This is a genomic window from Duganella sp. CF517, from assembly GCF_900110275.1.
Taxonomy (GTDB): domain Bacteria; phylum Pseudomonadota; class Gammaproteobacteria; order Burkholderiales; family Burkholderiaceae_D; genus Rugamonas.
In genome coordinates, this window is sequence record NZ_FODC01000010.1 from 80,589 (window position 1) to 93,226 (window position 12,638).

Consider the following 12,638-nt stretch of genomic DNA (forward strand, 5'->3'; position numbering starts at 1 on the left):
TGGCTAACTATAGTATAGAAAAAGCAGTCGGCAAACTTTTCTATAGGTCGACTCGCACTGGCCCGCAGCGGCCTCTCAGGTCCGCAGCAGATACATCAAGTCCTCCCGGTCCCGTCCGGGAGGCTGGCTGTAGAGGCAGCTATCCACGCCCAGCCGCGCGCCGTTGGCCAGGTCTAGGCTGAAGCCACGCACATCCTGCGCACGCTGGATCAGATGCACTTCGTAGCACATGTCCACCCCGCAATGCAGCGCCAGCAGCGCCGCCAACCGCAGCGCGCCGCCGTTGCCGGGCAGGAAGCGGTCGTAGCCCTCGCGATCCAGCGGGCCGATCCGCAACCGCACGCGGGCGTCGCAACGATACAGCCGTTGGCCCAGCAGCACGCCGCCGCCCAGATCGACATTTGCCATGCCCAACCGTGCCTGGTCGCCGTCCGGCAGGTCTTGCCACTCCCCCACCAGTTGCTCCACCGCGAACGGCACCTCGAAGTATTCCGCGTACACGCCGGCCATCAGCGGGGCGGACACCGCCCGGGCGCGGATCTGCATCGCGTAGGCCGCCAGCGTCTCGCGGTCGATGGCGTCGCCGTCCACTGCCGAAGGCGCGCCCGACAGCGACGTCAGCATGCGCAGGAACGCGTCGTCGCCGTGCGGCGTGACCATGCACTCCGGCCGGTGCCGGGCCCAGGCCGCGTAAAACATGTCCAGCGCGCGGTGCGAGAACATGTCGAGAAACGCCCTCGGCCCGCCGTCGCTGTGGCTTTTTTCATGGCGGTTGATGCGCTCCGAATAATGCAGCGGCAGGCTGCCCTGGCCGCCCAGCAAGCCCATGAACGCGGGCGTGAGGCGGATGCCCTGGGCGTCGCTGCCGACGCTGTCGATCTGGCTGGGCGGAAAACCCAGCGACAAACGGTTGCGGAAGCGCACGCCGGCGCCGCCCGCTTCCCGCTGCGCGAGCGCGAGCAGCCGCACCGCCTGGAAGAACTCGAAGCGATGGGGTTCGGCCAGCAGTTCGCCGATCAGGCCAGGCTCAACGTGCCGTTGCGGGGCAGACATCGCAGCAACTCCTTTCCATTGATGCTGGAGACGACCACCAGCTGGGTGTAGCTGTTCAGATGAACGTGCAAACCAAACAGATGGTCGAGCAGTTGCGCGAACAGATGCAACCCGGTGCCCGCGAACGCCTCCTCGTCCAGCGCGACCGTCACCTCGGTGCCGCGCAAGTAGGCGCTGCCCCGCGCTTGCCGCACCAGCTTGGTCGCGGGCCGGTGCGACAGGCCGCTGACGCCATCGATCTGCCGCTGCGAGACGGCGTTGTCGCGCCGCGCATACAGCCGCAGCATTGCCGTCAGCGCCGGCAAGCCTTGCCGCGTCAGCGCGCGGTGGTTGAGCGCCAGATGGCTGATCAATCCCCACTGGACGTTGCCGTTCGCGCTCAACCGGTACGAGGTGGTCGGCCGGCGCAGCACGCGGATCGGCAGGCCGCCGACGGCCGCCTGCGTGGCCAGGTCGCCCCGGGGCCGTCCGTATTCCATGTAATGCGGCAAGTCGCGATTGGTGCAGGTCAGGCGCACCGACGCCGTGGCGCGCTCGTTGCGCCACGGCGAAAAGTCGTGATCGACCAGCGTCAGCGAAACATCATGGCCGGCGCCGGCGGCGGCCAGCGCCTCGTCGCGGCTGGCCAGCCAGTAGCGGCCCTTGCGGCTGGCCGCGCCGCCGTGGCGCAGCGAGTAGTACGGAAAGAACTCGGTCACATCGTCGCCGTCCGCCGCTGGCCGCACCAGGTGCACCGAGTCGACGCTGTAGATCTCGCTGCCGCCGCCGGGCAGTTGGTCGGGCATCAGCGGATAGCTACTGCGCGCGTGGGTGATGCGGATCGGCGTCGCCGGCTGCGCGTACAGGTTGACGATGGGGGTGCAGCCGAGCACCAGATTGTCCGCCACCAGCGCGCGCAGGATGCGGGCGGCGGGCATGTCCGGCCGGCAGCCGGCCAGCGCCAGCCGCAAGGTCAGCCGCACGCAGCCGGCCGGCACGTCCGCCAGCACGGCGTCCAGGTCGATGTCGAAGAAGTCGAACTTTTCCGCAAAGGCGAAGTACTCGCCAAGCAAGCGGTAGCCGCCGTGCTCGGACGCGGCCGCCGGCAACAGCGCCTCGCCGTCGCCGAAGCCGACCGGCGCGATGGGCGGCGCGGACAGCACGCGCCATTGGCCGCCCGCCTCCACGCAGGCGCCGGCCGCGCGCATGAACAAGGTGTCGCGCAGGGCGGCGCGCAGCGACGGTTCGCCGTCGATGAACACCCTCAGCGTCGACAGCCCGTCCAATGCCGGGCCAAGCGCGCCGTCCAGGCTGTCGAGCGTGATGCAAACCGCCGCGTCGGCCTCGCCGGGCAGGGGCAAGCCCGGCGGCGCCGCGATGTGCGGCTCGAACCACGCGGCGCTGATCGCCACCGGCGCGACGGCGACGTCGTAGACGGTGCGGAAACGGCAAGCCACCTTCGCCGGTCCGAGCGCCGTCATCGCCGTGCCGCGCGGCACCCGGGTCACGCCGCCGCCAGTCCGGCCGCCATGGTCGATGTGTGCGATCGAGCAGGCCGGCACCGGCCGCAAATAGTGCGGATACAGCATGCCGAGCAGCGCTTCGGCGAAGCCGGCGTAGCCGTCGTCGAGCAGTTTGCCGACGCGCGCGTTGAGGACGGCCGAACCCTGGATCAACCGCTCGACATGCGGATCGGCGCCGCCCCCACCGTCCGCAAAGTCCGCAATGTCCGCCTTCAGGCTGCCGGCCAGCTTGGGATAACGCCCGGCAAATTCGGCGCCGCCCTGCCGCAGCAGGCCCAGTTCGCGTTCGACATACGGCAGCAGTTTATCCATCGTGGCATCCGTGACAAGCCGTGCGGCGCCAGCCGTGATGGCGATGGTCGAACCGCACAGGCTGTCGATAGTCGCATTGCTGCGGATAAGCTTATTGACATGCAGCAATAACAAAGCGCCATGTCGCTAGTCGCGCAACACTTAACGCAGTCGCTTGCGCAGCCACAATCCGTCCGCCCCGGATAGCTCTAACCTGTGAATTCCTCTTTACTTTTCACCGTTTTTTTCACATAACTAGACAGGGATGAGCGACATGGCGACAGCGACAAAAGATGAGAACCAGGAACTCTTTGAGCAAACGATCCGGTCGCTCGAAGCGCAGCTTGCCAACGCCGGCGCCCATTTGACCATCGACGCCTCCGCCCGCCTCGCCTACGCGCGCGAAATCAAGCTCATGGCGGACCGGCTGCGCCACGATGCGTTCACCGGCAAGATCACCTGGGGCCAGGCGGCCGCGCAAGCCCAGGAAACCCGCAACACCGTGATGGCCATCATCCGCTCGCGCAGCACGTCGGTCGGCCGCGCCGTGGCGCAGCGCATCAAGGCGCAAGGCTATACGCTCAACGAACTGGTCGCGCGCCAGACCACCCGCATGTACGGCCCCGGCGCGACCTTCTCCCGGCTGACCGCGTCGCAGCGCAACATCGTCTACGCGTCCATCGTCAGCTCGGCCGGCAAGTCCAATCCGGCGGTCACGCAAACGATGTCACGCCTGTCGTACGTGGGGCGCGGCGTGATTTTCGTTTCACTGGGATTGTCGATCTATAACGTAACGACCTCGACCAACAAGGTGGCGGCGGCCGGCAAGGAAATCGCCGTCAACGGCGCCGGCGTCGCCGGCGGCATGGCCGGCGGCGCGCTGGCCGGCCTGGCCTGCGGGCCGGGCGCGCCGGTGTGCGTTACAGTGGGCGCTTTCGTCGGCGGCGCGCTGGCGGCCTTCGGCGTCAGCTCGATCTGGTAGGGCACCATGAAACTGTTCTCGACCGACGACCTCTCGCTCCGCCCGCGCCAGGCCACCGACGGCCTGCCGCGCAGCGAACTGATACTCTTCGGCGAAACCACGGACAAGGTCGTCGACGGCGCGGTGCTCGAAGCGGCCGTGTGCTGGAAGGGCCACTTCCTGATCTTCCTGACCGACGACATCATCCACGAAGACACGTTGCGCATCTACCTGCTCGATCCCAAGCTCGACATCGTCGACGCCGCCCGCCTCGGGGCGATGTACTCGACCGGCGCCTTCACCGGCCTGGAACTGGTCGAACCGAACCTCATCCACTTCGATTTTTTCGGCGCCACCACCTGGACCCTGGAACTGCTCGACGAACAAGCGTTTGCCGTGCCGATGGTGTCCGACCCCAAGGGCGTGACCCGGCCGTTTAAACTGTCGTGCCGCTTCAGGTTGCACGCCGCCCCGCAGCCGGACGCTTGATCAGCGCCGGAATTTCTTCGGCTGGCGCTTGCGGGCGGCCGAGTTCTGGTCCTGCAAAATCGAATCGACGCGCTCCGACGCTTCGCGCGACAGCTTTTGCGCCAGCTCCGTGTCGGGGAAGTACTCCGGCTGGCGGTAGGCCAGCCAGGCGTAGGCCGAATACAAGCGGCAAGCGTCCTCCACCTCCTGCAAGTTCATGAAATGCAGCGGATTCTGCTCCGGCTTGAGGCGCGTGATCTTCTTGTGCGCCAGCGCGCTGGCCCAGCCTTCCCACGCGTGCTGCAAGCTATGCACCTTGGACGAGATCGGCACCAGCGACAGCGCGAACTTCTCGGCCACCGTCAACTGCAAGGTATCGAGCCAGGCGGCCCGCTCGAACTGGTCCTCGGTGATGCGCGGATAGAAAAAGCCGTCCGGCACGTCGATGTTGTGCACGAAGCGCTTGAGCAGCTTGGCCAGCCCGTGCTCGTTGGTCACCGATGAAATCCGGTGCAAATGTTCCAACGTTGGCGCCACGGCAAAGCCGGTGGTTTTCAGCGGCACCGGCTTTTCGTGCAACAGCGAGCGCATCACGTTATGCGTCTCGTTGTCGTAGCCGGCCACCAGGCCCTCCTCGTGCACGCCGAAGCGGCCGGCCCGGCCGGCGATCTGCCGCGCCAGCGCGGCGGGTATCTCTTCCTCTTCATAGCCATTGTATTTGACGGACGTTGTCATCACGATGCGCGCAATTGGCATGTTCAAGCCCATGGCGATGGCGTCGGTGCCGACCACCACGTCGGCCGCGCCCTCGCGGAAGCGCTGGGCCTGCGCGCGCCGCACTTCCGGCGACAAGTTGCCGTAGACGGTGGCCACCGACAGGCCGACCTCGGTCACCATGTCGCGCCACATCAGCACTTCGCGGCGCGAAAAGCAGATGACGGCGTCGCCGCGCCGCAGATTGGTCAGCTTGCGCACCGCCGACGGCTCCATCGACAGCGGCCCCTTGCGCTTCAACACATGCACTTCCAGCTCGCATTCCAGTCTGGCGGCCAGCACTTCGATCGCGCGCCTTGCCTCCGGCGCCCCGACCAGGTAGACGGTGTGGGCCGGCGCGCCGCAGACGGCGGCGGTCCAGGCCGAACCACGGTCGCGGTCGGCCAGCATCTGGATCTCGTCGATCACGGCCACGTCGACCGGCGTGCGGGTGTCGAGCATCTCGACCGTGCTGGCGACGTGGGTGGCGCCGGCTACCAGGCGCCGCTCCTCGCCGGTGACCAGGCTGACGGCCAACGGCTTGCCGTTGCGCTCCATGCCCTGCAGGCGCTCATAGTTTTCCAGCGCCAGCAGCCGCAACGGCGCCAGGTACACGCCGCTTGGCGCCTTGGCCAGCGCCTCGATGGCCTGGTGGGTCTTGCCGGAGTTGGTCGGCCCCAGCAGCGCGATGAACTTGCGCTTGATGCGGCGGGCGACGTCGAACGACGCCGGATACTCGGCCAGGTTGATGCTTTGCCGGGTGCGCTCGGCGTGCTGCTCCTCCATCTCGCGCTCGACGGCATGCTCCAGCCGCTGGCGGATGCGGTCGAACACGGTGCCGGCCGGCTCCGAGATCTGCATGTCGGCCAGCGCTTGCAGGAAAGGCTGCGGGTCCAGGTCGCAATCGTCGCAGGCATCGGCCATTTCGCGGACGAAGTCGCCGACATAGCCATGCAGCTCGGCGACGACGGCGTCGCTGGCGCGCTCGCGCAGCAACGCCGACCTGGCGTCGCCATCCATCTTGCGCCACTTCGACGGCTTGGCCAGCACGCCTTGGGCGGGCACCAGGTCGTAGGGATAATGCGTGCCGTTATACTCGACAATGCCGGTCAGGCGCAGAAACACCCGCCCTTCCATCCTGGACAACAAAAACCCCTTGGCCGTCAGGCCGAGCTGGCGCATCAGTTCGTCGTCGTTTTCTTGATCTGCAATGTCTGTCATGCTGCTGCCTTGGCGAGTGCGTCTGTGTTTGATCGATACCGCCGGATTATATCGCGCCCCTCCCGCGCCCGTTTTTTGTCTTTCCCAACGATATCTGGCACCATACGCGGCTCCGACCGCGCCAGCTCCGAACACACCGCAATGCCTCAAACTATTATCGCCCCCGTCCAGCATGAATTGCTGATTAAAAAAAGCCGCTTTATCGCCTGCGTGCAGCCGATGACGGACCGGGCGGCCGCGCAAAAAGTGGTGGCGGAATTATGGTCGCAACATCCACAGGCCGCGCACGTTTGCTGGGCATTATTGGCGGGTGGTCAATCGGCCGCCGTCGATGACGGAGAACCCAGCGGAACCGCGGGACGGCCTATGCTGGATGTTTTAAGGCATCAGGATCTGGAGGGGGTATTGGCCACCGTCGTACGTTATTTCGGCGGCGTGAAACTGGGCGCCGGCGGATTGGTGCGCGCTTATACCGACAGCGTGGCGCAAGCATTATTAGGCGCCGAAAAAATCGCCATTATCAAGCTGCGCCACTTGATATGCACCGTACCGTACGCGATGGAAGGAATGGTACGGCGCGAAATTGAAACGGCGGGCGCCAGCCTGGATAATGTCTCGCACGCCGATGACGTCCGGTTCGAATTCAGCCTGGCGGACAATGCCGCCGCTCCGTTTATCGCGCGCCTGAACGAAGCCGGCCACGGCCGCATCCAGTGGATCGATCCGGACGACCAGGCGGCAAGCGGATGAGGCATCCGCCTCGCACCGCTCACAAGCTCGATTTTGGTATATTCGCGCCAATAGCTGGCATGTGTTAGCGATGGGAGCCGGCCCACGTGGCGCGGTGCCACAGCGATTCGAGCGGTCCCTGCGCGTGGCGCTTCAACCACCACACACTGAACTGGCGTTGCAACAACGCCAGCGCGATCCCGATCGCCAAGGCATAACTGGCGCCGGTATATCGATACATCCCCAGCCCGAAGCCATAATAAATCGACGTGCCGATGATCGATTGGACCACATAACTGGTCAAGCTCATTCTGCCTAATGGAGAGAAGAATTCCAGCCAGCGCCACGAGTAAAACAGCAGCGTAAAACAGGACACCAGCACCACCATAAACGCCACGTTCGACCACGACGTCACGATCACCAATAACGGGCGCTGCACGGCCTGGCCGATATTCCACGACTCCGGATAAGTTTTGAGCAGATAAAACGGAATAAACGCCACCACCGCGATCATCAGCGCGCGCAGCCAGAATTGTTTATTCTCGGGCGATGTTTTAAACACGCCTTTCCTGCCCGCGAGCATACCCAGCATAAACAAGGCGGGAATCTGGAATATGCGGCCATTCTCCCAGCTCCACCGTATAACGCCGACTTTACCGTTGGTCAGATTCCCCCGCCAAACGTCTAGCGCGGCGCCATGGGCCATATATTCATTGGCGCGGCCGAAATAAGCCCAGGAAGCCGGATCGGCAAGTTTTGCATCGGGATGTGGCAGCGCCTGGAAAAACTCGATCCACGCATATGGCTGCAGCAGCAGAATAATCGCAATCCAAAGCACTGTCGCGCTGCGCAAGCGCGCCACCGGGACCAACGCCAATCCCAGAACGGCGTAAATGCTCAGGATGTCGCCGTGATAAAACATGGAATTGAACAGGCCGAAAGCCAGCAGCAAGGCCAGGCGCCAAACGAAGCGCGGCCGGAAATCCTCGCCGCGCTGCTCGCGGCTATGCCACTGGATATAGAACGTCATCCCGAACAGCAAGGCGAAGATCGCATAGGACTTGCCGCCGAACAGGAAAAACATGCTATCCCAAATCATCTGGTCCACCGACTTCAGCCACGCCGGCAGGCCGCTTGGCGAAAAATAAAAGTCGAAGTGCTCGATATTGTGTAGCAGCATGATCGAAACGATGGCAAAGCCGCGCAGCGCATCGAGCACATCCAGACGAGAAGGTTTGACGTTCATCGGTTCCATTACCTTGGGAAAATGAGCAGAATGCCAAGTTTATCTGGAAACGCTCCCAGTGGATACGGCGGCGCGACTTCCGTCGACTTCCCTCAGCAATGAGTAGTACATTGCGAAGTTAGTTGCCATGTGGAAAAGTCTGCGGTATATTATCGCCATCCCATGCAACATCGATCGCCCAACCCTCCCGCGATCCGCCCCCTCTTCTCCGGCCCCATTCCCGCCAACGTCTCCGCCATGTCAGCACAGGCGGCGCGCGAGTCCGACCCCTCGACCATTGGAATAGTGAAATGAAAAGCAAGCACATCAAGGTAAGCACCCGGCTGCGCATCGGTTTTGGCGTGATCCTGGCGATGCTGGCCATCGTCATCGGACTGGCCGTCCACCATCTGAGCACGCTGAACGCGGGCACCAACGCCATCGTCACCGAAAATTATCCGAAGGTGCTGGCCGCCCAGAACCTGATGAACATCAACAACAAGATCGCCCGCTCGCTGCGCAACGGCCTGCTGATCCGCGACGACGCCAAAGCCGGCACCGAGCTGGCCGTGGTCGCCGACAAACTCAAGGAAATGGTCGCCGCCAGCGGAAAACTGGACGACATGGTCAAGTCCGGCGTCGGCCAGGGCCTGTTCGACGCGCTGCAGGCGGCCTATCCGCCGTACGCCGCCTCGATCGCCGAAGTGATCCGCCTGCGCCGCGACGGCAGCGTCGACGACGCCGTCGACTTCATGCTGACCAACACCCGCGACTTGCAGATGACGTACATGAAGCGCCTCGACGAGCTGATCGCGCACCAGAGCGACGCGATGGAAAAAGCCCGCGCCAACGCCGAGGAAACCTATCAAAACTCGCGCAACATCATGCTGGTGCTGGGTCTGGCCGCGCTGGGCCTGGGCATCGGCGGCGCCTGGCTGATCTCGCGCCAGCTGCTGAGCCAGCTCGGCGGCGAGCCCGCCGACGTCGCCGCCATCGCCGCGCGCATCGCCGACGGCGACCTGGCGGTGGCGATCGCGCTGCCGCGCGGCGACGCGCACAGCCTGCTGTTCGCGATCCAGTCGATGCGCGACAGCTTGTCCGGCATCGTGCGCCAGGTGCGCGGCGGCGCCGAGTCCATCGTCACGGCGGCCACCGAAATCGCCAGCGGCAACCAGGACCTGTCGTCGCGCACCGAGCAGCAGGCCGGCGCGCTGGAGGAGACCGCTTCGTCGATGGAGGAACTGACCGCCACCGTCAAACAAAATTCGGAAAACGCCCGCCAGGCCAACACGATGGCGCGCTCGGCGTCGGCGATCGCGGTCGAGGGCGGCGCCGTGGTGTCGAACGTGATCGGCACCATGGCCGAGATCAACGACTCGGCCAGGAAAATCGTCGACATCATCAGCGTCATCGACGGCATCGCCTTCCAGACCAACATCCTGGCCTTGAACGCGGCGGTCGAAGCGGCGCGCGCCGGCGAGCAGGGACGCGGCTTCGCCGTGGTCGCCTCCGAGGTGCGCACGCTGGCGCAGCGCTCGGCCTCCGCCGCCAAGGAAATCAAGGCGCTGATCGACGACTCGGTCGCCAAGGTCGGCGCCGGCACGGAGCTGGTCGGCCAGGCCGGCGCGACGATGGAGCGCATCGTCGGCGCCGTCAAATCGGTGACCGACATCATGGGCGAGATCAGCCTGGCCAGCCAGGAGCAGGAAGCCGGCATCGCCCAGATCAACCACGCGATCGCCGAGATGGACACGGTCACGCAGCAGAACGCCGCGCTGGTCGAGGAAGCGGCGGCCGCCGCCGAGGCGCAGCAGGACCAGGCGCAGCAGCTCTCGCAGCTGGTGGGCGTGTTCAAGCTGGCGCCGGCGCGCCCTGCCGCGCCGGCCACGGCCCCCGCCGCCGCGCGCCGCCCCGCAACGCCGGCGCTGCGCGACACCCACCAGCACGTCGCGCGGATCAGCGCGGCGTAACCGACCCGGCGCCGCCGACGCGGCGCCCCCAACGCCGGATCGAGGTGGAGCGGGCAATCGCCACTGGACTTCCGGGACAGCCGACTGTCTGTCATCGAGCCGTAACACTAGCGACCTAAAGTAGCGGGGCCGCACAGCAAAACGGTAACACGAAGACAACAAAGCAACGCGCCTCCCCGGCGCGCGTCCCACCAACGTCCTCACGCGAACCCTATGACCTCACGACGTAAATTCCTCCTCAACGGTGCCCGCGCCGGCATCGCCGCCGGCGCCTACGCGGCCTTCCCGCCGGCGATCCAGCGCGCGCTCGCCATCCCCGCCAACAACGCCACCGGCACCATCCGGGACGTCGAGCATGTGGTGATCCTGATGCAGGAGAACCGCGCGTTCGACCATTATTTCGGCACGCTCGCCGGCGTGCGCGGCTTCGGCGACCGCTTCCCGATCCCGCTGCCGGACGGCCGCAACGTCTGGCAGCAGCGCACCGCCAACGGCGACGTGATCGCGCCGTTCCACCTGGACGGCAACGCCGGCAACGCGCAGCGCGCCAGCGGCACGCCGCACGACTGGCTCGACAGCCAGATGGCCTGGGACCACGGCCGCATGGACCAGTGGCCGCGCTACAAGAACCCGATTTCGATGGGCTTTTTCAAGGAAGCCGAGATCCCGTTCCAGTTCGCGCTGGCCAACGCGTTCACCTTGTGCGACGCCTATCACTGCGCGATGCACACGGGCACCGATGCCAACCGCTCGTTCTTCCTGACCGGCACCAACGGCGCGGTGCCGACCGGCACCGCCTTCGTCAGCAACGAGTGGGACGCGATCGACGGCCTGGCCAGCGGCGTCGACACCGGCTACACCTGGACCACCTACGCCGAACGCCTCGAAGCGGCCGGCGTGCGCTGGATGAGCTACCAGAACATGCCGGATGAATGGGGCGACAATATGCTGGGGGCGTTCCGGCAATTCCGGCGCGCCAACATCGCCTCCGGCTACCCCGTCTCCAGCGGCGGCGCGCCCGGCCGCCCGTACACCAGCACCGGCCAGGCGCTGCCCTACCACGCCTACGACGCGGCGACCGACAACGCCAACAACCCGCTGTACAAAGGTATCGCCAACACCCTGCCCGGCAGCCAGCCCGAGCAGTACCTGGACGCGTTCAAGCGCGACATCCGCGAAGGCAAGCTGCCCCAGGTGTCGTGGGTGAACGCGCCGTCGATCTACTGCGAGCATCCCGGCCCGTCCAGCCCGGTGCAGGGCGCGTGGTTCGTGCAGGAGGTGCTGGACGCCCTGACGGCCAACCCCGACGTCTGGAGCAAGACCGTGCTGATCGTCACCTACGACGAGAACGACGGCTATTTCGACCACGCGCCCTCGCCGTCCGCGCCCTCGCCCGACGGCAAGGGCGGCTACGCCGGCAAGACCACGCTGTCGCAAGCCCAGCTGTCTCCCGAGTACCACGCCTATCCGAAACCGGCCGGCAGCGCCGGGCAGCCGGCCCCGGACGGCCGCGTCTACGGCCCCGGTCCGCGCGTGCCGCTGTTCGTGATTTCGCCGTGGAGCCGTGGCGGCTGGGTCAACTCCCAGGTGTTCGACCACACCTCGGTGCTGCGTTTCCTGGAAGTGCGCTTCGGCGTGCAGGAGCCGAACATCGGCCCGTTCCGCCGTGCCGTCTGCGGCGATTTGACGAGCGCGTTCAACTTCGCCACGCCCAATGCCGAGGCGCTGCCGCAGCTCGCGGGGAAAAAGAACAGAACCCAGGCCGACGCGCTGCGCGCCGCGCAGCAGCGGCTGTCGCAGATCCGTCCGCCCGCCGCGCCGAGCATGCCTGTGCAGGCCGCCGGCACCCGGCCGTCGCGCGCGCTGCCCTACGAGCTGGCGACCACCTGCGAGGTGCAGCCGGGCGCCACGATGAACGCCGCGCGCGTCGTCCTGGGATTCGTCAATACCGGCCGCCAGGCCGCCGTGTTCCATGTGTACGACCGCAAGGACCTGGCCGCCGTGCCGCGCCGCTACACCGTCGAGGCAGGTAAATCGCTGTCGGACGGCTGGACGCCGGCGCCCGGCGGCGCCTATGACCTGTGGGTGCTGGGACCGAACGGCTACCACCGCCACTTCACCGGCAGCGCGCTGCGCGCCGTCGCGGCGGGCCAGCCGCGCCCGGACGTGCAGGTGCGCTGCGACGCCGCCACGGCGGAGCTGGTGGTCCGTCTGGTCAACACCGGCGCGACCGCCTGCACGTTCAATCTGAACGCCAACGCCTATGCGCCGCTGCGGCAGCTGAATACGGTCGCGCCGCGGGCCGAACTGGTGTTGCGCCTTCCGGTGGCGGGCAACGGCTGCTGGTACGACTTCAGCGCCACGGTGTCGGGCCAGCCCGACTACCTGCGGCGCTTCGCCGGCCGGCTCGAGACCGGCCGCCACACGGTCAGCGACCCGGCCCTGGGCCAGGCTTAAGCACCCGG

General features: G+C 66.2%; 9 protein-coding genes. 5 read left to right on the forward strand and 4 right to left on the reverse strand.

The window, feature by feature from the left end:
- Positions 1-75: 75 nt before the first annotated feature.
- Both tssG and tssF read right to left on the reverse strand, forming a co-directional pair.
- Complete coding sequence (gene tssG / locus BMX85_RS28390; RefSeq protein WP_090327392.1) at positions 76-1,053, reverse strand: type VI secretion system baseplate subunit TssG; 978 nt, start codon at positions 1,051-1,053, stop codon at positions 76-78.
- A complete protein-coding gene (gene tssF, locus BMX85_RS28395; protein ID WP_090327629.1) occupies positions 1,017-2,867 on the reverse strand; it encodes a type VI secretion system baseplate subunit TssF in 1,851 nt (616 codons plus the stop codon). The genes tssG and tssF overlap by 37 nt, the downstream gene beginning before the upstream one ends.
- A gap of 253 nt (positions 2,868-3,120) precedes the next feature.
- Between tssF and BMX85_RS28400 the strand changes: the two genes are divergently transcribed.
- Both BMX85_RS28400 and BMX85_RS28405 read left to right on the forward strand, forming a co-directional pair.
- The gene (locus BMX85_RS28400; protein ID WP_090327631.1) at positions 3,121-3,828 is read left to right on the forward strand and encodes a hypothetical protein; all 708 of its coding nucleotides are present in this window, start codon (positions 3,121-3,123) and stop codon (positions 3,826-3,828) included.
- A 6-nt stretch (positions 3,829-3,834) separates the two neighbouring features.
- Complete coding sequence (locus BMX85_RS28405; RefSeq protein WP_090327397.1) at positions 3,835-4,296, forward strand: hypothetical protein; 462 nt, start codon at positions 3,835-3,837, stop codon at positions 4,294-4,296.
- Here BMX85_RS28405 and BMX85_RS28410 read toward each other — a convergent pair whose 3' ends face one another.
- A complete protein-coding gene (locus tag BMX85_RS28410) occupies positions 4,297-6,249 on the reverse strand; it encodes a helicase-related protein (protein WP_090327400.1) in 1,953 nt (650 codons plus the stop codon).
- Positions 6,250-6,390: 141 nt separating this feature from the next.
- Between BMX85_RS28410 and BMX85_RS28415 the strand changes: the two genes are divergently transcribed.
- Positions 6,391-6,999, forward strand: coding sequence for an IMPACT family protein (locus BMX85_RS28415; RefSeq protein ID WP_090327634.1), 609 nt, complete (start codon positions 6,391-6,393; stop codon positions 6,997-6,999).
- A gap of 64 nt (positions 7,000-7,063) precedes the next feature.
- Here the strand turns inward: BMX85_RS28415 and BMX85_RS28420 are convergent, their stop codons facing one another.
- A complete protein-coding gene (locus BMX85_RS28420; RefSeq protein ID WP_090327636.1) occupies positions 7,064-8,224 on the reverse strand; it encodes a DUF418 domain-containing protein in 1,161 nt (386 codons plus the stop codon).
- A gap of 290 nt (positions 8,225-8,514) precedes the next feature.
- Between BMX85_RS28420 and BMX85_RS31475 the strand changes: the two genes are divergently transcribed.
- Together BMX85_RS31475 and BMX85_RS28430 are read left to right on the forward strand one after the other, a co-directional pair.
- Positions 8,515-10,173 (forward strand): methyl-accepting chemotaxis protein, encoded by a 1,659-nt coding sequence (locus BMX85_RS31475; protein WP_090327404.1) that lies wholly within the window; start codon positions 8,515-8,517, stop codon positions 10,171-10,173.
- Between the two features lie 213 nt (positions 10,174-10,386).
- A complete protein-coding gene (locus BMX85_RS28430) occupies positions 10,387-12,630 on the forward strand; it encodes a phosphocholine-specific phospholipase C (protein WP_090327407.1) in 2,244 nt (747 codons plus the stop codon).
- The last annotated feature ends 8 nt before the right edge of the window (positions 12,631-12,638 follow it).

Bases quoted from the DNA above. Each gene is read 5' to 3' on its own strand.
- tssG (WP_090327392.1), bottom strand. From the start codon at position 1,053: ATGTCTGCCCCGCAACGGCACGTTGAGCCTGGCCTGATCGGCGAACTG.
- tssF (WP_090327629.1), bottom strand. From the start codon at position 2,867: ATGGATAAACTGCTGCCGTATGTCGAACGCGAACTGGGCCTGCTGCGG.
- BMX85_RS28400 (WP_090327631.1), top strand. From the start codon at position 3,121: ATGGCGACAGCGACAAAAGATGAGAACCAGGAACTCTTTGAGCAAACG.
- BMX85_RS28405 (WP_090327397.1), top strand. From the start codon at position 3,835: ATGAAACTGTTCTCGACCGACGACCTCTCGCTCCGCCCGCGCCAGGCC.
- BMX85_RS28410 (WP_090327400.1), bottom strand. From the start codon at position 6,249: ATGACAGACATTGCAGATCAAGAAAACGACGACGAACTGATGCGCCAG.
- BMX85_RS28415 (WP_090327634.1), top strand. From the start codon at position 6,391: ATGCCTCAAACTATTATCGCCCCCGTCCAGCATGAATTGCTGATTAAA.
- BMX85_RS28420 (WP_090327636.1), bottom strand. From the start codon at position 8,224: ATGAACGTCAAACCTTCTCGTCTGGATGTGCTCGATGCGCTGCGCGGC.
- BMX85_RS31475 (WP_090327404.1), top strand. From the start codon at position 8,515: ATGAAAAGCAAGCACATCAAGGTAAGCACCCGGCTGCGCATCGGTTTT.
- BMX85_RS28430 (WP_090327407.1), top strand. From the start codon at position 10,387: ATGACCTCACGACGTAAATTCCTCCTCAACGGTGCCCGCGCCGGCATC.